The organism is Streptomyces sp. NPDC045968, from assembly GCF_056430475.1.
The window spans coordinates 320,045-342,044 of record NZ_JBWKLF010000002.1 but is presented as its reverse complement, the minus strand read 5'-3'; the positions used below and the strand labels follow the sequence as shown (position 1 = coordinate 342,044).

General features: G+C 71.5%; 22 protein-coding genes. 13 read left to right on the top strand and 9 right to left on the bottom strand.

Going from position 1 to position 22,000, the window contains the following annotated elements:
* Positions 1 to 87 precede the first annotated feature (87 nt).
* The gene (locus AC07FA_RS07180; protein WP_479073707.1) at positions 88 to 1,002 is read right to left on the bottom strand and encodes a LysR family transcriptional regulator; all 915 of its coding nucleotides are present in this window, start codon (positions 1,000 to 1,002) and stop codon (positions 88 to 90) included.
* A 96-nt stretch (positions 1,003 to 1,098) separates the two neighbouring features.
* On the opposite strand from AC07FA_RS07180, the gene AC07FA_RS07175 reads away from it, so the two are divergent.
* From AC07FA_RS07175 to AC07FA_RS07165, 3 genes are read left to right on the top strand one after another with little or no spacing between them, the layout of a single operon-like run.
* A complete protein-coding gene (locus AC07FA_RS07175; RefSeq protein ID WP_479073706.1) occupies positions 1,099 to 1,806 on the top strand; it encodes a succinate dehydrogenase in 708 nt (235 codons plus the stop codon).
* Between the two features lies 1 nt (position 1,807).
* Positions 1,808 to 3,757 carry a fumarate reductase/succinate dehydrogenase flavoprotein subunit gene (locus AC07FA_RS07170; protein WP_479073705.1) on the top strand — a complete coding sequence of 650 codons (1,950 nt, stop codon included), beginning with the start codon at positions 1,808 to 1,810 and terminating at the stop codon, positions 3,755 to 3,757.
* Complete coding sequence (locus AC07FA_RS07165; RefSeq protein WP_479073704.1) at positions 3,754 to 4,500, top strand: succinate dehydrogenase/fumarate reductase iron-sulfur subunit; 747 nt, start codon at positions 3,754 to 3,756, stop codon at positions 4,498 to 4,500. Before AC07FA_RS07170 ends, AC07FA_RS07165 begins: the two co-directional genes overlap by 4 nt.
* Positions 4,501 to 4,596: 96 nt before the next feature.
* Here AC07FA_RS07165 and uvrA read toward each other — a convergent pair whose 3' ends face one another.
* Both uvrA and AC07FA_RS07155 read right to left on the bottom strand, forming a co-directional pair.
* Positions 4,597 to 7,020 (bottom strand): excinuclease ABC subunit UvrA, encoded by a 2,424-nt coding sequence (gene uvrA / locus AC07FA_RS07160; RefSeq protein WP_479073703.1) that lies wholly within the window; start codon positions 7,018 to 7,020, stop codon positions 4,597 to 4,599.
* An 82-nt stretch (positions 7,021 to 7,102) separates the two neighbouring features.
* Positions 7,103 to 8,107 (bottom strand): MsnO8 family LLM class oxidoreductase, encoded by a 1,005-nt coding sequence (locus tag AC07FA_RS07155; protein WP_479073702.1) that lies wholly within the window; start codon positions 8,105 to 8,107, stop codon positions 7,103 to 7,105.
* Between the two features lie 82 nt (positions 8,108 to 8,189).
* Here AC07FA_RS07155 and AC07FA_RS07150 point away from each other — a divergent pair, with 82 nt between their 5' ends.
* Complete coding sequence (locus AC07FA_RS07150; protein WP_479073701.1) at positions 8,190 to 8,678, top strand: phosphatase domain-containing protein; 489 nt, start codon at positions 8,190 to 8,192, stop codon at positions 8,676 to 8,678.
* Here AC07FA_RS07150 and AC07FA_RS07145 read toward each other — a convergent pair whose 3' ends face one another.
* Positions 8,679 to 8,894 carry a dodecin gene (locus tag AC07FA_RS07145; protein WP_328907291.1) on the bottom strand — a complete coding sequence of 72 codons (216 nt, stop codon included), beginning with the start codon at positions 8,892 to 8,894 and terminating at the stop codon, positions 8,679 to 8,681.
* Positions 8,895 to 9,095: 201 nt separating this feature from the next.
* Here AC07FA_RS07145 and AC07FA_RS07140 point away from each other — a divergent pair, with 201 nt between their 5' ends.
* The 4 genes from AC07FA_RS07140 (at position 9,096) to AC07FA_RS07125 (ending at position 13,021) form a co-directional block, all read left to right on the top strand.
* A complete protein-coding gene (locus AC07FA_RS07140) occupies positions 9,096 to 10,349 on the top strand; it encodes an extracellular solute-binding protein (protein ID WP_479073700.1) in 1,254 nt (417 codons plus the stop codon).
* 225 nt (positions 10,350 to 10,574) lie between these two features.
* The gene (locus tag AC07FA_RS07135) at positions 10,575 to 11,054 is read left to right on the top strand and encodes a nitroreductase family deazaflavin-dependent oxidoreductase (protein WP_479074250.1); all 480 of its coding nucleotides are present in this window, start codon (positions 10,575 to 10,577) and stop codon (positions 11,052 to 11,054) included.
* Positions 11,055 to 11,336: 282 nt separating this feature from the next.
* Positions 11,337 to 12,128 (top strand): GNAT family N-acetyltransferase, encoded by a 792-nt coding sequence (locus tag AC07FA_RS07130; protein ID WP_479073699.1) that lies wholly within the window; start codon positions 11,337 to 11,339, stop codon positions 12,126 to 12,128.
* A complete protein-coding gene (locus AC07FA_RS07125; RefSeq protein ID WP_479073698.1) occupies positions 12,125 to 13,021 on the top strand; it encodes a lysophospholipid acyltransferase family protein in 897 nt (298 codons plus the stop codon). Before AC07FA_RS07130 ends, AC07FA_RS07125 begins: the two co-directional genes overlap by 4 nt.
* Here AC07FA_RS07125 and egtD read toward each other — a convergent pair.
* From egtD to egtA, 4 genes are read right to left on the bottom strand one after another with little or no spacing between them, the layout of a single operon-like run.
* Positions 12,964 to 13,926, bottom strand: coding sequence for an L-histidine N(alpha)-methyltransferase (gene egtD, locus AC07FA_RS07120; RefSeq protein WP_479073697.1), 963 nt, complete (start codon positions 13,924 to 13,926; stop codon positions 12,964 to 12,966). The two genes, AC07FA_RS07125 and egtD, sit on opposite strands and share 58 nt — an antisense overlap.
* Positions 13,923 to 14,678, bottom strand: a complete 756-nt coding sequence (egtC, locus tag AC07FA_RS07115; RefSeq protein ID WP_479073696.1) for an ergothioneine biosynthesis protein EgtC — start codon at positions 14,676 to 14,678, stop codon at positions 13,923 to 13,925. The genes egtD and egtC overlap by 4 nt, the downstream gene beginning before the upstream one ends.
* Complete coding sequence (gene egtB, locus AC07FA_RS07110) at positions 14,678 to 16,036, bottom strand: ergothioneine biosynthesis protein EgtB (protein WP_479073695.1); 1,359 nt, start codon at positions 16,034 to 16,036, stop codon at positions 14,678 to 14,680. Before egtB ends, egtC begins: the two co-directional genes overlap by 1 nt.
* A complete protein-coding gene (gene egtA, locus AC07FA_RS07105) occupies positions 16,033 to 17,343 on the bottom strand; it encodes an ergothioneine biosynthesis glutamate--cysteine ligase EgtA (protein ID WP_479073694.1) in 1,311 nt (436 codons plus the stop codon). The genes egtB and egtA overlap by 4 nt, the downstream gene beginning before the upstream one ends.
* 148 nt (positions 17,344 to 17,491) lie before the next feature.
* Here egtA and AC07FA_RS07100 point away from each other — a divergent pair, with 148 nt between their 5' ends.
* Entirely contained in the window at positions 17,492 to 18,328 is an 837-nt protein-coding gene (locus tag AC07FA_RS07100; protein ID WP_479073693.1) for a TIGR02452 family protein, read from the top strand.
* Here AC07FA_RS07100 and AC07FA_RS07095 read toward each other — a convergent pair.
* Positions 18,313 to 18,780 carry a type II toxin-antitoxin system PemK/MazF family toxin gene (locus AC07FA_RS07095; protein WP_479073692.1) on the bottom strand — a complete coding sequence of 156 codons (468 nt, stop codon included), beginning with the start codon at positions 18,778 to 18,780 and terminating at the stop codon, positions 18,313 to 18,315. The genes AC07FA_RS07100 and AC07FA_RS07095 overlap by 16 nt on opposite strands.
* A gap of 50 nt (positions 18,781 to 18,830) precedes the next feature.
* Here AC07FA_RS07095 and AC07FA_RS07090 point away from each other — a divergent pair, with 50 nt between their 5' ends.
* The 4 genes from AC07FA_RS07090 to AC07FA_RS07075 all read left to right on the top strand — a co-directional run bounded on the left by AC07FA_RS07090 (position 18,831) and on the right by AC07FA_RS07075 (position 21,943).
* Positions 18,831 to 20,003, top strand: a complete 1,173-nt coding sequence (locus tag AC07FA_RS07090) for a glycosyl hydrolase family 18 protein (protein ID WP_479073691.1) — start codon at positions 18,831 to 18,833, stop codon at positions 20,001 to 20,003.
* A 97-nt stretch (positions 20,004 to 20,100) separates the two neighbouring features.
* Positions 20,101 to 21,123 carry a LacI family DNA-binding transcriptional regulator gene (locus AC07FA_RS07085; RefSeq protein WP_479073690.1) on the top strand — a complete coding sequence of 341 codons (1,023 nt, stop codon included), beginning with the start codon at positions 20,101 to 20,103 and terminating at the stop codon, positions 21,121 to 21,123.
* Positions 21,124 to 21,184: 61 nt separating this feature from the next.
* Positions 21,185 to 21,451: a hypothetical protein gene (locus tag AC07FA_RS07080; protein ID WP_479073689.1), complete on the top strand. Its 267-nt coding sequence runs from the start codon at positions 21,185 to 21,187 to the stop codon at positions 21,449 to 21,451.
* 69 nt (positions 21,452 to 21,520) lie between these two features.
* Entirely contained in the window at positions 21,521 to 21,943 is a 423-nt protein-coding gene (locus AC07FA_RS07075) for a helix-turn-helix transcriptional regulator (RefSeq protein WP_479073688.1), read from the top strand.
* Positions 21,944 to 22,000 lie beyond the last annotated feature (57 nt).

The following is a 22,000-nucleotide window of genomic DNA, read 5'->3' as shown; positions in this document are numbered from 1 at the left end:
GAAAAGCTGTCCTCAACGGCCGGACGGGCTTGGTTTCGCACCTGTCACGGGGCACCGGTCAAGCCCGTCCGGCGATCGAGGACCCAGTCATCCGGGCCGCCCCGGCCGGACCCGGTCCGGCCCGTGGGTCAGCAGCACCCGCTGCAGCTCCCGCGCCGCACGCGGCGGCGCGACGTCGCTGCGGTGGGCCAGCGCGATCGTCCGCCGCAGACCCGGCGACGCCAACGGCGTGGTCCGCAGATCCTGCCCGGCCCGGTTCGCGACCATGCTCGGCACCACCGCCACGCCGAGCCCCGCCCGTACGAAGCCCAGCACCGCGTCCATCTCGCCGCCCTCCACCGTGAACGACGGCTCGAAGCCCTCGGCGCGGCACGCGGCGACGGTCAGCTCCCGCAGGTCGTAGCCGTGCCGGAACATCACCAGCGGCTCGTCCTGGAGATCGGCGATCCTGACCCTGCCCTTCCGTCCGGGCGCGGGCTCCGAGGCCGACGACACGACGACCAGGTCCTCGTGCAGCAGCTCCACCGTGGTCAGCGCGGGCGACGCGGCCGGCAGGGGCAGCACGACGAGCGCGAGATCCAGCGCACCACGGGCCAGCTGGCGAACGAGGTCGTGCGAGCCGCCCTCCTCCAGGAGCAGCTGAATCCCGGGGTGCAGATCGTGGAAGGCCCGCAGGACGTCGGGCAGCAGGCCGGTGCACAGGCTCGGCGTGGCACCGAGCCTGATCCGCCCCCGGCGCAGCTGGACCAGCTCCTGCACCTCGTGCCGCGCGGTATCGGCGTCGGCGAGGATCCGGCGGGCCAGCGGCAGCAGCGCCTCGCCCGCGTCGGTCAGGGTGATGTTGCCCCGGGCCCGGCTGAACAGTTCGGCGCCCAGCTCGCTCTCCAGCGCCTTGATCTGCTGGGAGAGCGAGGGCTGCGAGACGTGCACGTCCTCGGCGGCGCGGGTGAAGTGCCGGGCCTCGGCCACGGCGACGAAGTAGGCGAGCTGCTGGAACTGCATGAGCCGACGATAGCCTCCCATGATAGGCGCAGGCTATGGATATGACCCATTCCATGTCTTGGACTGATGAGGCCTTCCGGCCCTAGCGTCGTGTCCATGGCATTGGCAACACGGACGGCCCGGCGGCCGTCCATGACGCGCACGCTCTGGGACTCCACCGTCGGCAAGAAAGTGATCATGGCTGTGAGCGGCCTGGTCATGCTCCTGTACCTGGTCGTCCACATGATCGGAAACCTGAAGATCTTCTTCGGGCCAGGGGAGTTCAACGGCTACGCCCACTGGCTGCGCACCATGGGCGAGCCCTTCCTCCACCACGAGTGGGCGCTGTGGCTCGTCCGCGTGGGGCTGGTCGCCGCCGTCGTCCTGCACGCGACGTCCGCGTACCAGCTGAGCCGCCGCGACATCAGGGCGCGCCCCCGCACGTACGTCCACAAGAAGCCACGCGCGAGCTACGCCACGCGCACCATGCGCTGGGGCGGAATCATCCTCGGCCTGTTCATCGTGTGGCACGTCCTCGACCTGACCACCGGCACCGTGCACCCGGGCGGATTCCAGTCCGGACACGCGTACCAGAACGTCATCGACACCTTCTCGACCTGGTACGGCAACGTCATCTACATCGTCGCGGTGCTCGCCCTCGGCCTGCACGTCCAGCACGGGTTCTGGAGCGCCGCGCAGACCCTCGGCGTGGGCAACGCGACCCGCGACCGCATCCTCAAGACGACGGCCAACGTCCTCGCGCTGGTGCTGACGGCCGGTTTCATCGCCGTGCCCGTCGCTGTCATGACCGGAGTGGTGAGCTGATATGAGCGACTACACGCAGTACGGGACGGGCGCGCCCCTCGTCGACGAGAAGGCCCCCGCGGGCCCCGTCGCCGACCGCTGGGACACCCGCCGCTTCGAAGCCAGGCTGGTCAACCCGGCCAACCGCCGCAAGCACACCGTCATCGTCGTCGGCACCGGTCTCGCCGGCGGCTCGGCCGGTGCCACACTCGCCGAACAGGGCTACCACGTCGTCCAGTTCTGCTTCCAGGACTCACCCCGCCGGGCCCACTCCGTCGCCGCCCAGGGCGGCATCAACGCCGCGAAGAACTACCGCAACGACGGCGACTCCGTGCACCGGCTCTTCTACGACACCGTCAAGGGCGGCGACTTCCGGGCCCGGGAGTCCAACGTCCACCGGCTCGCCCAGATCTCCGTCGAGATCATCGACCAGTGCGTCGCCCAGGGTGTGCCCTTCGCCCGCGAGTACGGCGGACTCCTCGACAACCGCTCCTTCGGCGGCGTCCAGGTCTCCCGCACCTTCTACGCCCGAGGCCAGACCGGACAGCAACTCCTCCTCGGCGCCTACCAGGCACTCGCCCGGCAGATCGCCGCGGGCAACGTCGAACTCCACGCCCGTACGGAGATGCTCGACCTGATCGTCGTCGATGGAAAGGCCCGTGGCATCGTCGCCCGCGACCTCGTCACAGGGAAGATCGACACCTACTTCGCCGACGCCGTCGTCCTGGCCAGCGGGGGATACGGCAACGTCTTCTACCTGTCGACGAACGCCATGAACTCCAACGCCACCGCCATCTGGCGTGCCCACCGCCGCGGCGCGTACTTCGCCAACCCCTGCTTGACCCAGATCCACCCCACCTGCATCCCGCGCACCGGCGACCACCAGTCCAAGCTGACGCTGATGAGCGAGTCACTGCGCAACGACGGCCGCATCTGGGTGCCGAAGGCGAAGCGTGACGAACGGCCGGCCAACGAGATCCCCGAGGACGAGCGCGACTACTACCTGGAGCGCATCTACCCCGCCTTCGGCAACCTGGTGCCCCGCGACATCGCCTCCCGTGCCGCGAAGAACGTCTGCGACGAGGGCCGAGGGGTCGGCCCCGGCGGCCAGGGCGTCTACCTCGACTTCGCCGACGCCATCGCCCGTATGGGAAAGGCGAAGGTCGAGGAGAAGTACGGCAACCTCTTCGACATGTACGCGCAGATCACCGCGGAGAATCCGTACGAGACACCCATGCGGATCTACCCGGCCGTGCACTACACGATGGGCGGACTCTGGGTCGACTACGACCTCCAGACCACCGTCCCCGGCCTCTTCGCGATCGGAGAGGCGAACTTCTCCGACCACGGAGCCAACCGCCTCGGCGCCTCGGCGCTGATGCAGGGGCTCGCCGACGGCTACTTCGTCCTGCCCTCCACGATCAACGACTACCTCGCCCGCAACCCGCACACCGACGAGGTCGACGCCACGCATCCGGCCGTCGCCGCGACGATCGCCGAGACCGAGGACCGGATCAACCTCCTTCTCTCCATCGACGGCGACCGGACCCCCGACTCCTTCCACCGCGAGATCGGTGAACTCATGTGGGAGTTCTGCGGCATGAGCCGCACGGAGGAAGGGCTGCGCAAGGCGCTCGGCCGACTCCCGGAGATCCGGGAGGAGTTCTGGCGCCGCGTCAAGGTGCCCGGCACCGGCGAGCAGTTCAACCAGTCGCTGGAGAAGGCCAACCGCATCGTCGACTACCTGGAGCTCGCCGAGCTCATGTGCCTCGACGCCCTGCACCGCGCGGAATCCTGCGGCGGCCACTTCCGTGAGGAGTCACAGACCTCCGAGGGCGAGGCCGCCCGCCGGGACGAGGAGTTCTCGTACGTCGCCGCCTGGGAGTTCTCGGGCACGGGCGACGCCCCCGTCCTGCACAAGGAAGACCTCGTCTTCGAGTACGTCCACCCCACTCAGCGGAGCTACGCATGAAGCTCACCCTGCGCGTCTGGCGCCAGCAGAACGCCGAAACGCCCGGTGCCATGGCCACCTACGAAGTCGAGGGCATCTCCCCGGACATGTCGTTCCTGGAGATGCTCGACACCCTCAACGAGGAGCTCATCCTCGACGGGGACGAGCCCGTCGCCTTCGACCACGACTGCCGCGAGGGCATCTGCGGCGCCTGCAGTCTCGTCATCAACGGCGACGCGCACGGCCCGGAGCGCACCACGGCCTGCCAGCTCCACATGCGGTCCTTCCAGGACGGTCAGACCATCGACGTCGAGCCGTGGCGGGCCTCCGCCTTCCCGGTCGTCAGGGATCTGGTCGTGGACCGCTCGGCGTTCGACCGGATCATCCAGTCAGGCGGCTACATCTCGGCCCCGACCGGCACCGCGCCCGACGCGCACGCGACCCCCGTGCCCAAGCCGGACGCCGACTTCGCGTTCGAGCACGCCGAGTGCATCGGCTGCGGGGCCTGTGTGGCGGCCTGCCCCAACGGCTCGGCGATGCTCTTCACCTCGGCGAAGGTCAACCACCTCAACGTGCTGCCCCAGGGCGCACCCGAGCGCGAGACCCGGGTCCTCGACATGGTCGCCACCATGGACGAGGAGGGCTTCGGCGGCTGCACCCTGACCGGTGAGTGCGCCACGGCCTGCCCCAAGGGGATCCCGCTGCCGTCGATCGCCGCCATGAACAAGGAGTGGCTCCGGGCCGCCCGCAAGGTCCGGCGGTAGCAGTGTGTCCTCAGTCGCCGGACCGGCCTGGAGATCAGGCCCGGTCCGGCGATCGAGGGCGAGGCGGCGGCCGGACGGCCCGGTGCGCCTTTCCGGTCACGCGAGCCCCATCGCCCGTGCCAGATACGGCGCCGTGCGGCTCCCAGCGGCCCGCGCGACCTCCGCCGGAGTGCCCTCGGCGACGATCCGGCCGCCCTGGGCGCCTCCGCCGGGTCCCAGGTCGATCACCCGGTCGGCGCCCGCGACCACGGCCATGTCGTGCTCGACGACCACCACCGTGTTGCCGGCGTCGACCAGCCCGTGCAACTGCCGCATCAGCACCTCGACATCGGCGGGATGCAGCCCGGTCGTCGGCTCGTCGAGCAGATACAGGGTGTGGCCGCGACGGGTGCGCTGGAGTTCGGTGGCCAGCTTGATCCGCTGGGCCTCACCGCCGGACAGCTCCGTCGCGGGCTGGCCGAGCCGCAGATAGCCGAGCCCCACATCGAGCAGCGTGCGCAGGCTGCGCCCGGCCGCCGGGGTCCCGGCGAAGAACGCGGCCGCCGACTCCACGGTCAGATCCAGCACCTGCGCGATCGTGAGACCGCTCAGGGTGACCTCCAGGGTCCGCGGGTTGTAGCGCGCGCCGTGGCAGTCCGGGCAGGGCGCGTACGTACTGGGCAGGAAGAGGAGTTCCACCGAGACGAAGCCCTCGCCCTGGCAGGTCTCGCACCGGCCCCCCGTCACGTTGAACGAGAACCGGCCCGCCTTGTACCCCCTCTCCCGTGCCGTGTCCGTCTCGGCGAACAGCTTGCGTACGACGTCGAAGAGTCCTGTGTACGTGGCCAGATTGGAGCGCGGCGTCCGCCCGATCGGTTTCTGGTCGACCTGGACCAGGCGGTCCACCGCCTCCAGTCCCTCCGCCGACGCGCAGCCCGCCGTGTCCGGGATGCCGGGGAGGTCCGAGGCCGCCGACGCCTGCCGGTCGGCGAGCACTCCGGCCAGGACCTGTCCGACCAGCGTGGACTTGCCCGACCCCGAGACCCCGGTCACCGCTGTGAACACCCCGAGCGGGAAGGCGGCGTCGACACCGCGCACATTGTGCCGGTCGACCCCGTTCAGCTTCAGCCATCCGGATGGCGTGCGGGGTTCCCGGACGGGAGCCGGGTCCTCGTCGAAGAGGAAGCGGCGGGTCGCGGACTCCGCCACGTCCGCGAGCCCGGCCGGGGGACCGCTGTGCAGCACCCGCCCGCCGTGCTCACCCGCCAGCGGTCCCACATCGACCAGCCAGTCCGCCTGCCGCACCACGTCGAGCTGGTGCTCCACGACGAACACCGTGTTGCCGGACTCCTTCAGCCGTCCGAGGACCGTGAGCAGGGACTCGGTGTCCGCCGGATGCAGTCCTGCGGAGGGCTCGTCGAGCACGTAGACCACTCCGAAGAGCCCGGACCTCAGCTGCGTGGCGAGCCGGAGGCGCTGCAACTCGCCGGAGGAGAGCGTCGGGGCCGTACGGTCGAGACTCAGATAGCCGAGACCCAGCTCCGTGACCGTCTCGATCCGGGCCAGCAGATCAGCGGTCAGTACGTGTGCCGTCTCCCCTCCGCCAGCCCGGTGGAGCACCCCGGCGAGAGCGGCGAGGGGGAGCGCGGCCAGTTCGGCGATCGTGTGTCCGGCGAAGGTGACGGCCATCGCCTCGGGCCGCAGCCGGCTGCCCCCGCAGACCGGGCAGGGCGCACTGGTCAGGAAGCGTTCCGCCTTCGCGCGCAGCGTCCTGCTCCGGGAGTCGGCGAAGGTGTGCATCACATAGCGCCGTGCGCTCATGTACGTACCCTGGTAAGGGCGTTGGATGCGGTTCGCGTCCCGTACCGGATGGACCGTCACCACCGGCTGTTCGTCCGTGAAGAGAATCCACTCCCGGTCCCGCGGGTCCAGCTCCCGCCACGGCCGGTCCACGTCGTAGTCCAGTGCGTCCAGCACATCGCGCAGATTCTTGCCCTGCCAGGCGCCGGGCCAGGCGGCGATCGCACCCTCCCGGATCGACAGGGAGGGATCCGGGACGAGCAGTTCCTCGGTGGTGCGGTGGATGCGGCCGAGCCCGTGGCATTCGGGGCACGCCCCGGCGGCCGTGTTCGGTGAGAACGCGTCGGAATCGAGCCGCTCGGCGCCCGGCGGGTAGTCACCGGCCCGTGAGAACAGCATGCGCAGGGAGTTCGACAGGGTGGTGACCGTGCCGACCGACGAGCGCGATCCCGGGGCGGAACGGCGCTGCTCCAGGGAGACGGCGGGCGGAAGTCCGGTGATCTCACCGACATCCGGAGCGCCGACCTGGTGGATCAGCCGACGGGCGTACGGGGCGACGGACTCGAAGTAGCGGCGCTGGGCCTCCGCGTAGATCGTCCCGAAGGCGAGCGAGGACTTGCCGGAACCGGAGACGCCGGTGAAGACGGTGAGCGTGTCGCGCGGGATGTCGACGTGCACATCCTGGAGGTTGTGCTCACGGGCGCCGCGCACCCGGACGTACGGATCGTGGGGGGTGTGCATGCGTGCGGCTCCGAACCGGTCGGCAACGGGATCGACGTTTGATTCCAGGGGGCGAGAGAGGGGGCCGGGTGGCGCCGCGGGTTCACGCACCGGTCAGGCCCGCGAGCCGCGCCAGTCGGCGCAACGAGTCCTCCAGGCCCTCCCGGTCGTACGAACTGGTGGTGACCAGGACCTCATCAGCCCCGGTCTCCTTGATGGCCAGGCCGAGTTCCGCGGCGACCTGCTCCTCCGTCCCGGCCACATGCCCGCGCAGCCCGCTCTCGTAGAGCTCCCGCTCCTTCGCGGTCATGGTCAGCGCCTCGATCCGCTCGGCGGGGGCGAGCGGCGGGAAGGAGCCGTGCGTGCGGGAGTACGCCATGGACCAGGCCTCCGGGACGAGCAGCCGCCGCGCCTCCTGCGCCGTTCCGGCGACGGCGACGGTGCCCGCCACGACGACGTAGGGGGCCTCCGACCAGGCGGACGGGCGGAAGTCCCTGCGGTAGCCGTCGACGGCGCGCACCAGTTTCTCCCGGCCGCGCAGATCGCCCACGACCAGCGGGAGACCGGCCGCCGCGGCGATGGCCGCACCCTCGCCGGTCGCCAGGACGTACGGCGGTACGCGGAGCCCCTCGGCGGGATGGGCGTGCACCTGCGGGTAGCTCCGCTGGGAGCCGTCCAGCCAGCCGAGCAGCTCGGTGAGCTGCCCGGCGAAGTCGTCGGCGTCCTCCTTGTCGCGGCCCAGAGCCCTGCGGATGCCGTCCGTGAAACCCACCGACCGGCCAAGGCCCATGTCGATCCGTCCGGGGAACAGGGAGGCGAGCACCCCGAACTGCTCGGCCACGACGAGGGGCTGGTGATTGGGCAGCATCACGCCACCGGTGCCCACCCGGATGGTGGAGGTGGCGGCGGCGACGGCCGCGGCGAGCACGGTCGGCGCCGAACCGGCGACACCGGGCACGCTGTGGTGCTCGGAGACCCAGAAACGGTGGTATCCGAGCGCCTCGGCCGTACCGGCCAGCCGCACGGTGTCGCGCAGCGCCTGCGCGCCGTCGTGCCCCTCGCGCGTACGGGAGCGGTCCAGGACGGAGAAACGGGTGCTTGCGATCACAGAGCTCACGTTCGGTTCAACGCGTGCGCTTCCGGAGGATTCCCCGGCGCGCCGGTCGTTCCCGTCTCCTAGGCTCGCCCATGTGAAAGACCACGCCCGGCCGCTGGCCGTATTCGACCTGGACGGCACCCTCGCGGACACCGCCCACCGGCAGCACTTCCTGGAAGGCGCCCGGCGTGACTGGCAGGGCTTCTTCTCCGCCGCCGTCGACGATCCCCCCTTGGCGGAGGGCATCCGGCTGGTACTGGCCGACGCGCGGGAGTGCGACGTCGTGTATCTGACCGGTCGGCCGGAGCGGTGCCGACGCGACACGCTGGCCTGGCTGGCGCGCCAGGGGCTGCCGGAGGGGCGCCTGCACATGCGTCGCGACGACGACCGTCGGCCGGCCCGCCGCACCAAGCTGGAGATCCTGAAGCGGCTGGGCCGGGAGCGTGACGTCCGGGTCCTCGTCGACGACGACGAACTGGTCTGTGACGCGGCCGAGGCGGCCGGGTTCACGGTGCTGCGCGCCCGCTGGGCGATGCCCTCGCCCGTGCTGGAGGAGGCCCAGGAACGCGAGGGGCGTACCTGATCAGGTGCCCTCATCGAGCCGGAAGCCGACCTTCAGGCCGACCTGGTAATGCGCGATCCGGCCGTCCTCGATATGGCCGCGCACCTGCGTCATCTCGAACCAGTCGAGATTGTGCAACGTTTCCGAAGCCCTCGCGATGCCGTTGCGGATCGCGGCATCGATGCCTTCCTCGGAGGTTCCTACGATTTCGGTGACCCGATACGTGTGATTGGACATCTTATGTCTCCTCTCGTGCCTCCACGTTGCCTCACCTGAGAGCGACGCGCGAGGGATCGGTTCCCGAGGGCCGTCGTCGACCGGGCCTTGACCTACCCATTGGTCCATACCAAAATCCAGCCACACGCCCGTGCGAGCGCCGCCCGCAGTCCCCCACACCGGGTTCCTGTTCCGTCGTGCCGTCTCGCAGAAGGTGACCGCGTGAAGAACCGCATGCTGGCCGGAGCCGTCGCGCTCGTCTCCTCCGTCGCGCTGAGTGGGTGCGGCCTGCTCCCGGGTGCGGGCGGCGGCGATGTGACGGTGACGATATGGCTGATGAAGGACAGCGTCTCCCGGGAGTTCCTGGACCGCTTCACGGAGTCGTACGAGAGTGAGAACCCTTCCGTCCAACTGGAGTTCAAGATCCAGGAGTGGGGCGGTATCGGCCCCAAGGTCACCGCGGCCCTCGAAAGCGACGACGCGCCGGACGTCATCGAGGTCGGCAACACCCAGGTCGCCCAGTACGCGGAGAGCGGCGAGCTCCGCGACCTCACCCTCGAATCGATGCGCGATCTCGGCAGCGAGGAATGGCTGCCCGGTCTCGCCGAGCCCGGCAGCATCAACGGCATGCAGTACGGAATTCCCTGGTATGCCGCCAACCGTGTGGTGATCTACAACAAGGAACTCTTCGCCCGGGCGGGCATCGAATCGGCGCCCAGGACGCGCCGCCAATGGATCAAGGACACCGAAAAGCTCAACAGCCACGGCAGCCAGGGCATCTATCTCGCCGGCCAGAACTGGTACGTACTCGCCGGGTTCATCTGGGACGAAGGCGGTGAACTCGCCGACGAGAACGGCGGCGACTGGAAGGGCGCACTCGACTCGCCCGCCGCGCTCAAGGGCATGAACTTCTACAAGGAACTCCAGTCCCACGGCAACGGACCCAAGGACGCCGACGAGGAGAAGCCCCCGCAGACCGACGTGTTCGCCAGGGGGGATGTCGCCCAGATCATCTCGGTGCCCGGCAGCGCCGCCCTGATCGAGCAGAAGAACCCCGAACTCAAGGGGAAGCTCGGCTACTTCCCGATTCCCGGCAAGACCGCCAAGGCGCCGGGTTCCGTGTTCACGGGCGGCTCCGACCTCATCGTGCCGAAGAAGGCGGACCACCGCAGCGCGGGCATCGAAGTGATCAAGGCGCTGGCGGGCGAGACCTGGCAGACCGAGCTGGCCAGGGCCATGAGCTACGTGCCCAACAAGCCGGGCCTCGCCCGTGTCATCGAAGGCCAGGAAGGCACCGCGGCGATGGCCGAGGGCGCCACCCGGGGCCGCGCCACCCCCAACGCGCCCCAGTGGGCCGCCGTCGAGGCCGCCAACCCGATCAAGCCGTACATGACCGCCGTCCTCGAAGGCGGCGATCCCGTCGCGGAGGCCACCTCGGCATCGGAGCGCATCACGGCGATACTCGCGCGCAGCTGACCGCCGGAGGCGGGGAAGAGGTGCCGCCCGCCGTGCTGTCGGTGTGGACGCCATCGAGTTTGCGGAAGGCAAGACGCGGGAACTCCTGGCCCAGGCCGAGGTCTCACGCGAGCCGGGCGGCAACCCGGCCTGCGGCGACACCCGCGCCCGGGCAACACGCGCCGCGCCCCGCCCGAGGCGGAGGCCGCGGCAGGGCGCATCTTCGACAGCATGGAGGTAGGGGCAATGCCGCTCAAGGGCGAGTACGAGCCGAGCACGACGCAGTTGGTACGTGACCAGGTGGAGCTGTACGAGAGCTCCGGCGGCACGGAGGGGACGACGCTGGGCAGCCTGATCGGTCCGGGCGACGAGAAGCGGCGGGATCTGCCCGTCGTCATCCTGACGACCGTGGGCGCGAAGAGCGGCAAGATCCGCAAGACCCCGCTCATGCGGGTGGAGCACGACGGTTCCTACGCAGTGGTCGCCTCCTTGGGGGGAGCCCCCACCCACCCGGTCTGGTACCACAACGTGGTGGCCGACCCGCGGGTGGAGCTCCAGGACGGCCCGGTGCGCCAGGACATGCTGGCACGCGAGGTGACCGGGGACGAGAAGGCCCTGTGGTGGGCCCGGGCCGTCGAGGCGTTCCCGGACTATGCCGAGTACCAGAAGAAGACGGACCGCGAGATCCCGGTCTTCGTACTGGAGCCGGCGGCCGAGGAGCACTGACCGGCACGGCGGGCCGGCTCGCGGATCTCCGCCGCCCCGGCCCCGGCGGCACCAGCTGAGCTGCGCCTTCACCCGCTCCCCAGCCCTGCCGCCACCCGCGGCCATGTCTCCGCGCCGCCGCGCCCGAGGAACCCTGAGCCCGGGATTCAGCCGTCGCACATCCCCGCTCTCCGTTGCGGTCACGTCGAGTCCAGCCGGTCACGGAAGAAGTAAGGGGCCGGGCCGTCGCAGCACCGCGGCGGCCCGGCAGCCGCCCTCGCTGATCCGTCCCCGGAGACTGCCATGACCGCGCTGCCGCTCACCTCCCTCGCCCCCGTGACCGCCCCCGCCTCCCACACCGTCCCCGCCTACCGGGTCTCCCTCGCCGTCGATCAGGCAGACGTACGCGCCGCCCAGCGACTGCGTCACCAGGTCTTCGCCGGAGAGCTCGGCGCCCTCCTCGACACCCCCGAACCCGGCCTCGACAGCGACGCCTTCGACGCCTACTGCGACCACCTCCTGGTACGCGAGACGGCCACCGGCGACGTCGTCGCCACCTACCGGCTGCTGCCCCCCGAGCGGGCCCGCATCGCCGGACGCCTCTACGCGGAGAGCGAGTTCGACCTCGACAGGCTGGCCCCCATCCGGGACGACCTCGTCGAGGTCGGCCGGTCCTGCGTCCACCCCGCCCACCGGGACGGCGCCGTCATCGCCCTCATCTGGGCCGGACTCGCCCGCTACATGGAACGCAGTGGCCACAGCTGGCTGGCGGGCTGCTGCTCCATATCCCTCGCCGACGGCGGCGCGCTGGCAGCGTCGAGCTGGGACACCGTACGGGCCAAGCACCTGGCGCCCCAGGAGTACTGGGTCACCCCGCACCGCCTCTGGAGCGCCACCGGGCCCGCCGGAGCGCCCGCCGCCCGCGCCGCCCTGCCGCCGCTGCTCCGCGGCTATCTGCGCCTCGGGGCCTGGGTCTGCGGAGCACCCGCGTACGACCCCGACTTCAACGTCGCCGACCTCTACGTCCTGCTCTCCCTGCGCCGTACGGACCCGCGCTACCTGCGCCACTTCCTCTCCCTCGCCCCGCTGCGATGAGCGGCTGGCTGCCCACCGCGCCCTGCACACCGCACGCCTGCGCAGGCCACCGCGGTGCGACGCGGGGGCCGCTGCCCGCCATCGTCCTGCTCGTCGCCGGCTGCGTACTCACGCTGACCGGAGTGGCGTGCGTCCCCGCCGTCCTGCTCCTCGGGGCAGCCCGCCGTGAACGGCTGATCCGCCGGTGGGCGTACCTGGTGGTGCGGGCCTTCGGCGTACGGGTGCTGATCACCGGAGAGCAGACGGAGCGCGCGGCGGCGGGCGAACTGGTGGTCGCCAACCACGTCTCCTGGCTGGACATCCCGCTCGTGGCGGCCGCGCTCCCCGGCCGGATGCTCGGCAAGAGCGAGATCCGCGGCTGGCCGGTGCTCGGCCCGCTCGCCTCCCTCGGCGGCACGCTCTTCATCGAACGGGACCGTCTGCGCGCACTGCCCGGCGCCGTGCGCACCGTGGCGCAGGCGCTGCGAGGCGGGTCCCGGGTGGTGGTCTTCCCGGAGGGCACGACCCGCTGCGGGCGGGGGCCCGGCGGACGGTTCGGGCCCGCCGTGTTCCAGGCGGCGATCGACGCGGGCGCCACCGTCCGGCCGGTACGCGTCGGCTACCGCGCCATGCGAAGGGGCCCCGTCCCTGGGGACGGGACCCCGGCCGGGCCCTGCGGCGGCCCGTCAGCGGGCCGCCCGGGTCATACGGGAGCGGTCGCGTTCGTCGGCGACGACCACCTCGCCGCGTCCCTCTGGCGCGTGGTGACGGCTGCCGGGCTCACCGCGGAGATCAGCCTGCTCCCGCCGATCCCCGCGGCGCGTGAACCCGGCAGACGCGCCCTCGCCCGTGCCGCTCAGAACGCCGTCGCCAGCGACAGCGCGAAGCGGCCCGCCGTATCCGTCCACCAGTGATCCAGCCGCAGCCCCGCATCGGCCAGTTCGCTCCGTACCCCCTCCTCGCGGAACTTCGCCGACACCTCGGTACGCATCTCCTCGCCCGCGGCGAACGTCACCACCAGATCCACCTCGGGAATCTTCACCGTGAGTGCCCGGCGGGCGCGCAGCCGCATCTCGATCCATTCCCTGCGCGGGTTCCACACCGCCACATGGTCGAAATCGCCGAGCTGGAAGTCGGCCCCCAGCTCGCGGTTGACGACGGACAGCACGTTCTTGTTGAACGCCGCCGTCACCCCGGCCGAGTCGTCGTACGCCGCGACGAGTGTCGCCTCGTCCTTCACCAGGTCCGTACCGAGCAGCAGACTGTCGCCGGGGGAGAGGAACTCCCGTACGGAGCGCAGGAACTCCTCCCTCTCCTCCGGCAGCAGATTCCCGATCGTCCCGCCCAGGAACGCGACCAGCCGCGGCCCCGGCGTGTCGGGCAGGCGCAGGGAATGGGTGAAGTCCGCGATGAGCGCGTGCACGGAGAGGCCCGGCCGCTCGGCGAGCAGGACGTCGGCCGCGCCCTTCAGCGCGCTCTCGCTGACATCGACGGGCACGTAACTGTGCAGCCCAGGAAGGGCGTCCAGCAGATGCCGGGTCTTCTCGGACGAGCCCGAGCCGAGCTCGATCAAGGTTCTGGCACCTGATGCCTCGGCGATCTCCGGGGCCCGGGCCACGAGGATCTCGCGCTCGGCGCGCGTCGGGTAGTACTCGGGGAGCCGGGTGATCTCCTCGAACAGGTCACTGCCGTGCGCGTCGTAGAACCACTTGGGCGGCAGTGTCTTCGGCTGCCGGTTCAGGCCGCTGAGCACGTCGGCGCGCAGCGCCGCGTCCGTCGCGTCCAACGGGAGGGTGCGGGTCAGCTGGAAGGGACTCACGCGGCGGGCTCCTTGAGCGGGGTCAGCAGTACGTCGGTGCGGGTCGCGGTCAGCAGGGTGCGGTCGGGAACCTCGCGCCACAGCGGATCGTCGTCGTACGGCTCCGAGGCCACCACCGCGCGGCGGCCCGGCTCCGTGAGATACCAGAGGGTGTCGCCCCAGGCGGTCGCCACGATCGTGGAACCGTCGGTGAGCAGCAGATTCAGCCGCGACCCGGGTGCCGAGGCCGCGACGTCGAGGACGGTGTCGGCGACGGCCTGCGCGGTGGTGTCGCCCTCGGCGATCCGGTGGCGCACGAGCGCCCAGATCAGTGCCGAGTCGCTGCGGGCGGCGAGGGTGAGCAGTGCGGCGGCGGGCAGGGTGCCGGCCAGCGGCGCCAGAGAGGCCGGCCAGCCCTTCACCGCTCCGTTGTGGCTGAACAGCAGACCGTCCGCGGCGAAAGGCGCGGCAGCCGCCTCGCCGTCCGCGCCCGCCTCGGTGGCGTCACGGACGGCGGCCAGTATCGCCGTGCTCCGGACGACCCGGGCGAGGTCGGCGAACGTCTCGTCGCCCCAGACCGGCCCCTGCCGCCGGTACCGGCCCGGTGCCGGGTCGCCGTCCGCGTACCAGCCGACGCCGAAACCGTCCGCGTTGACGGTCCCGTACCTCTGGCGGCGCGGCTCCCAGGACTGGCGCACCAGGGAGTGCACCGGCGACATCAGCACAGCTCCGAGCGGCACCGGAGCTCCCACGTAGGCGATATGACGGCACATCAGGCATCCCTCGCGGTACGGAATCCGGAGAAGATCTGCCGGCGCACCGGAAGGTCCCAGTTGCGGAACGTACCGCGGCAGGCCACCGCGTCCACGGCGAAGGAACCCCCGCGCAGCACCTTGTGCTCCGGGCCGAAGAAGACGTCCGAGTACTCCCGGTAGGGGAACGGCGCGAAGCCGGGGTACGGGAGGAAGTCGCTCGACGTCCACTCCCACACGTCGCCCATCAACTGCCCCACACCGAGCGGCGAACGGCCCGCCGCGTAGGCGCCCGCCCCGGCGGGGCGCAGATGCCGCTGGCCCAGATTGGCGCGGTCCGGGGTCGGGTCCTCGTCGCCCCACGGATAGCGCAGCGAGCGCCCCGAGGCCGGGTCGTGGCGTGCCGCCTTCTCCCACTCGATCTCCGTGGGCAGCCGCCTGCCCGCCCAGCGGGCGTACGCGTCCGCCTCGTACCAGCTGACGTGGAGCACCGGCTCGTCGTGGGGTACGGCCTCGGTCACCCCGAAGCGGCGGCGCAGCCACTGCCCGGCGTCCCGGTGCCAGAACAACGGCGCGGTGAGACCACGCTCGTTGATCATGTCCCAGCCCTCCGGAGCCCACCAGCGGCGCTCGGAGTATCCGCCGTCCTCGATGAACCGCTGGTAGTCACCACAGGTGACCGGAGAGGTGTCGATGAAGAATCCCGCCACCTCCCGCCGGTGTGCGGGCCGTTCGTTGTCCAGTGCCCAGGGATCGGCCGACGTGCCCATCGTGAACGGCCCCTCGGGGATCAGGACTTCGGCGGGCAGCCCGGCCGCGTCGGTGGGCGCGGGAGGCTCGGGCGCGGAGAGCGCGGCGGGCCCCGAACGCAGCTGGTGGGTGATCAGCATCGTCTCGTCGTGCTGCTGTTCGTGCTGCGCGATCATCCCGAAGGCGAACCCGGCGCGCACGAGCGGCCGGCCGCCCTCGTGCAGCGGGGTCCCTTCGAGGAGGTCCAGAGCCCGGCCCCGTACGTCGGCGGCGTAGGCCCGTGCTTCCGCGGGCGGCAGCAGCGGCAGCGAAGGACGGCTCGCCCGCGGGTGCTCGAAGGCGTCGTACAGGCCGTCGATCTCGGGGCGCATCGCCTCGCGGCCGCCGACGGCCCGAAGCAGCCACTGCTCCTCCTGATTGCCGATGTGTGCCAGGTCCCAGACCAGAGGAGACATCAACGGGGAATGCTGCGCGGTCAGTTCGCCGTCGTCCACGCAGTCGGTGAGGAGCGCGGTGCGCTCGCGCGCCGTCAGGAGCGCGGCGAGCGCCCGCTGCCTGAGAGCTTCCGGGTCCAGGTCCACGGCCTCGGACGGGATGTCCGGGAAGCCCTCGGCGGAGAGGTCGGTCATGAGCGGATGCCCCTTCCCTGGAGCGGTGCGAACCCGTCGGGTGTGCGGTCGGTCAGATCGTCGGCCGGACATCGTCCCCGGGCGACGTACCGTTCGTGGAAGGCCGCGACGGCGTCCCGCACGGTCTCGCTCGCCCCGATGCGGGGCAGGGCGTCCAGAGCCACCTCGAAGCAGGTGATCGCCGCGGCCCCCAGTTCCGGGTCGGTCAGACCGTCACGGGCGGCGGCGGTCCACAGCGGATTGCGCGGTGCGGCCGGCGGGCCCGCCGTCTCGGACAGCGGCTTCACGGTGCGGTACACGGTCTCCGCGGCCTCCGGATCGTCGAACAGGGCAGTGGTGACGGCGAGCGGCACCAGCCACCCGTCGGCACCGCTCTGCGCGTCGATCATGCGCAGCTCAAGATGTCCGCGCGGCCGGACCGGCGGAAAGAGCGTGGTGAGGTGGTAGTCGAGATCGGCCTGTACCGGTGGCCGCGGGCCGCCGCCGCGAATCCAGTCCCGGAAGGTGAGCCCGTCGGGCACCTCCCAGGGCCCCTCCCCGCCCCGTACGCACATGACGGGGGTGTCGAGCGCGTGGGCCGCCCAGGCCTCGCGCGGCGCGAGACGGCCGGACGGAGCGAGCGTCCGTGCGGGATCGAGCTCGGCCCAGAGGGCCTGGCGGGTGGAGCGCCAGCCCGTGGCCCGGCCCTGCTGGAACGGCGAATTGGCGAACGCCGCCACGAGCACGGCACCCAGCAGATGGGCCAGCTGCCAGCGCCGCCCGTACCCGAGCGGTCCGGGCTCCTCCTCGCCGGCGTCCAGGCAGACCTGGATGGACGCGGAGGTACACATCATGGCGCGCCCCGAGGGACCGGACCGGTCGAGGGCGCACTCCATGGCCGCGTAGCGCGGTTCCCGCAGCAGACGGCGCGGGGGGTGCCACGGGTCGACTCCGAGGCCGACCAGGACGAGGTCCGCGCGCCCGAGCGTGTCGCGTACGGCGGCGAGATCCGTGGCCATGGCGTCGACGCACTCCGTCAGGGAGTCCGCAGGCACGGAGCTGAGCTCCAGCTGACCGCCGGGTTCGAATGTCAGGGACGAGACCAGGGGCAGGGCCCGTACGGCGTCGGCAGCCGCGCCGAGCCGGTCCTCCGCCACCGGGACGTCGGAATGCTCACGGTCGTGAATGAGCCATTCGAGTTCCACGCCGACCTTGCGCGGGGGGCCTGTCTTGAAGCAGATACATCGCAGTAAATCCTCGGCCTCCCCCTCACCGAGGGGTACGCCGCGCGCCGCCTGGCCGTCTGCTCCGGGGTTTTCCGGGGGCATGTTCGGTCCTCCTGTCCGGGTACGTCCGTACCACCCAAACCCCTTCCGGGAGATCGCACAAGGGTGCCCCCGCGGTGCGTTAATCCGCTTGCGTCCATGCCGGTAGAACGCCGAGCATGCCCCGTATGCACCACATGGGGGCGCGCCGATGAGCGCGAGACTGCGCGGCATCGCGCGCGAGACCGAGGCCATCGTCGAAGCCGGCCGCTACCGCACGTCCGACGGCCGTGAGGTGAGTATCGAACGCGCGCTGACGGCCGCGCTCTCCGGCACCCGGCTCTACGGCCCCGAGCCGGTCCCCGTCGCCGTCCTGGACACCGGCCGTGTCACCGCCTTCGAGGTGACGGGCGAGAGCAGTCTGCAGGCCGCACACCGGCTGACCAGCGAGGCGGCGTCCAAGGTCGCCGTCCTCACGTACGCCTCCGCACGCAATCCCGGCGGCGGATACCTGAACGGTGCACAGGCCCAGGAAGAGGCCCTGTGCCGTGGCTCCGCGCTCTACGCCACCCTGCTGCGAGCCCCCGAGTTCTACGCCCACCACCGCGCGGAGCGCAGCACCTTCTACACCGACCGGGTGATCCACTCACCCGGCGTCCCGGTCTTCCGGGACGACCGGGGCCACCTCCTCGACACCCCGTACACCGCGGGCTTCCTCACCTCTCCGGCACCCAACGCGGGAGTGATCCGCAGCCGGACACCCGAGGAGGGGGACCGCATCCCGGCCGTGCTCGCGCGCCGCGCCGAACGGGTCCTCGAAGTGGCGGCCGTGCGGGGCTACCGCAGGCTCGTGCTCGGAGCCTGGGGCTGCGGCGTGTTCCGGAACGACCCCGCGGAGGTGGCCGGCGCGTTCCACACGCTGCTCGCCGGCGGTGGCCGGTTCGCGGGCCACTTCGACCGGATCGTCTTCGCCATCCTCGACCGCAGCCCCGACTCCGCCGCCCGGGCGGCGTTCACCCGGACCTTCGCCGGTCAGCTCCAGCCGTAAAGCTCCCGCAGCCGCACGGCCACTCGATCGAACCGCTCCCGGTCCAGCGCACAGGCCTCCCGTCGCATCCCGTCCTCGTGCACCCGCAGCAGCCGGTCCAGATCCACCCAGGACTGACGGCCCGAGCTGTCCCACGGCCCCGCCCCGAGCGCCACCCACTCCCGGTCCAGGTCGTGCTGCTTGCTGGAGAGCTGGACGGCGAGCAGCGTCCTGCCCTCCTCGCGCGCCACGACCAGCACGGGCCGGTCCTTGCCGCGCCCGTCGTTCTCCTCGAACGGCACCCAGGTCCAGACGATCTCGCCCGGGTCGGGATCGCCGTCCCGGTCGGGGGCGTACGAGGTGCGGACCGGGCCCGCGTCGCGCGGGTCCGCCTCCCTCGTGGCGGTCGGGCCGTTGCGGCCGGGAAAGTCGGACGAGCTGTCAGTGGTGGCTGTGCCGTGCGGGAACGTCATCCGAACACCGTAGAACCTGTACGGCCCATTCCATGGAGCGGGGCGGCTGAATGGGCATCAGGCTCGACCTCATGGTCATCGGAGTTCTCACACATCCCTCCCGTACCGTCGCCCTCACCGTCGCCGGTCTGCTCGCAGCGGCCCTGCTCCCAGCGGCTTCTGCCGCGGCGTCAGCCCCGCTGCCGTCCCAGCCGCTCCCGCCCGCCTCCCTCTCGACGAACGAACCGGGCACGGAGCCCGGGCCCCACCAGGGCGGCGGCGCCGCCCTGCCCCGCACCGTGTCGGCATGGCTGCCCTACTGGGACCAGGAGGGCGCGTACCAGGACGCGCTGCGCCACTCGGAGCAACTGCACACCGTCAGCCCCTTCTGGTACCAGGCGATTTCGGCCAGCCGGATCGACCCGCACCCGGGCGCGGGCGAGCGCCGCATCATCGACGGACTCCATCGGGCCGGGGCGAAGGTCGTGCCCACCGTCATGGAGACGATGAAGAAGGGAGACCTCGCCGCGATCCTCACCGACCCCGCGCAGCGCGAGGAACACGCCGACGCGCTGATGCGTACCGTCGGCACACGCGACTACGACGGCCTCGACCTCGACTACGAGTCCATCGCGGCCACCGGCGAGAGCACCTACCGCCAGGTCCGCGACGGCTTCACCGCGCTCGCCACCGACCTGTGCGGACGCCTCCACACGCTGGGCAAGCAGTGCGTGATCACGGTCTTCCCGAAGACCAGGACAACCGGCCGGATCTGGGACTACGAGGCGATCGGCCGCGTCGCCGACCGGATGCGGATCATGGGCTACAACCTGCACTGGTCGAGCGGCACCCCGGGCCCCATCGCCGACACCGCCTGGTACGACGACATCCTGACCCGCGCCACCGCCCTCGTCCCGGCGGACAAACTGGAGATGGGACTGCCCGCCTACGGCTGGGACTGGCCCGCCGATCCCGACAGCACGTCCAAGACCGGGCACGTGACGTGGAAGACCGCCGAAGCCCTCCGCCTCAAGGAGGGAGCGCCGTACCAGCTCGACGAGGTCTCCGGAACGCCGCACTTCAGCTACCTGGACGGCGACGAGCGCCGCGAGGTCTGGTACCAGGACGCCCGCGGAGTCGCCGCGCACATGCCGGTGCTGCGCCGCCACGGCGTCCGCAACACCGCGATCTGGGCCCTGAACTTCGAGGACCCCGACCTGTGGCCGGTTCTCGCCCGAGGATGACGGAGCAGACCCGGACGCGGCCCTTCCGAGTGGCCGCGTCCCCGGGTGCCCCCGGCACACGGACCCCGCGAACGGGTCTGGAAGACTGCCGGACGCCATGAGCCAGTTACCCGAGCAGCCCGCCGAGACCTCCGTCCCGACCAGCGCCGACGTGGCGCGCCTGGCCGGAGTCTCCCGGGCCACCGTGTCCTACGTACTGAACAACAACGTGACCGTACGGATCAGTGAACAGACCCGCCGCCGGGTCAGGGAAGCGGCGTCCGACCTCGGCTACGTCCCGCACGCGGCGGCCCGCAGCCTGCGCGCCGGACACAGCCGGATGGTGCTCCTGCCCACCTGGCACATCCCCGCGAGCCCGCTCCACCAGCGCTTCTTCCATGAGCTCCAGTCGGATCTGCGCCGACTCGACTACACCGTCGTGCAATACGGCAGCGCGGGGCTCGACGCCGACGGGGCGGCCAGGGCCTGGGCCGAGCTCCGCCCCGTCGCAGTGGTCTCGCCCGGCGGGCCCGCCCTCACCCCGTACGGCATAGACGTCCTCACCCGTTCCGGCGCCAAGGCCGTCATCACGCTCGGACCGCAGCCGGTCGACGGCGCTCACGCCCTGGTCATGGACCAGCGGGTGGTCGGCAGCTGCGCGGTCGCCCATCTGCTGGCCCGGGGCCGCCGCCGGATCGGTGTGGTCGTGCCGCAGGAACCGGGCCTCGCCCTCTTCGGCGAACCACGACTGGAGGGCGCACGCCGCACCGCGGAAGCGGCCGGTGCGCGCGTCCATCCGCTGCCCCTGCGGTACGAGGAGGAGCCGGCGGCCGAACTCGCCGCCGAATGGCGCACATTGGGGCTGGACGCCGTGTTCGCCTACAACGACGAGTACGCGATGCTCCTGATGACGGCGCTCCAGGACGCCGGCATCTCGGTCCCGGGGGAGACGGCCGTGATCGGCGCGGACGACCTCATGCTCGGCAGACTGCTCCGCCCGCGGCTCAGCAGCGTCCGGATGGAACTGGCGGCCGGGCAGCCCCCGGCCGAGCTGATCGACCGACTGGTGCGTCGGCCCGGCGGAAGCCCGGAGCGCCACGACCTGCTGCGCGCCGGGGCCGTACCCCGCGAGTCCAGCTGAACCGGTCGCCCCGAGGCGCGACGACATGCGCCGCAGACACCGGATGTCTAGCGTCGTGGGCATGAGCCATCCGCAGAGTTACGAGATCCTGCTGATCCCGGAGTTCGCCGAGTCCGGCGACCAGGGTCCCCGGCCCGGCACCGCCATCCGCTCGGCGGTCGTGGCGGCCACCGGCGACACGGGGGCTTCCGGCTACCCCCGCTACGCCGGGGACGGCATGGAGGCCGACATCGACCCGGCGACACATACCGTGGAGGCGCTGCTGGTGGACGGTGCGGAAGTGGACTACGGGCTCACGGTCCGGATCGCCGAGAAGCCCCAGGACTAGAACCCGGCGTCGGGACCTGCCCCGCGAAACGGCGGCCCGGCGCGCGTGCGGCCGTGCGATCCTGGACGGGTGACGCTTTCGGACCTGGTCCGGCTCCGCCGGGCACGCGACCAGATGGACCGCGACTACGCGGAACCGCTCAACGTGCCCGCACTGGCACTCACGGCCCACATGTCAGCCGGCCACTTCTCCCGCAGCTTCCGCGCGGCGTTCGGGGAGACGCCGTACAGCTATCTGATGACCCGCAGGATCGAGCGGGCCAAGGCCCTGCTGCGGCGCGGCGACCTGTCGGTGACGGATGTCTGCTTCGCGGTCGGGTGCACATCCCTGGGGACGTTCAGCACGCGGTTCACCGAGCTGGTGGGCGAAAGCCCGAGTGCCTACCGGGCGCGCGGGCACGAACAGGGCGACGGCGTCCCGGCGTGCGTCGCCAAGATCCACACCCGACCCGTCAGGCACAGGGCCCCGCTCGGCGACCCGGACACCCGGTAACCGCGACCCGGACGGCCCCATGCCGCGCGGCCCGGTCGGCGCACACCCTCGACCGGG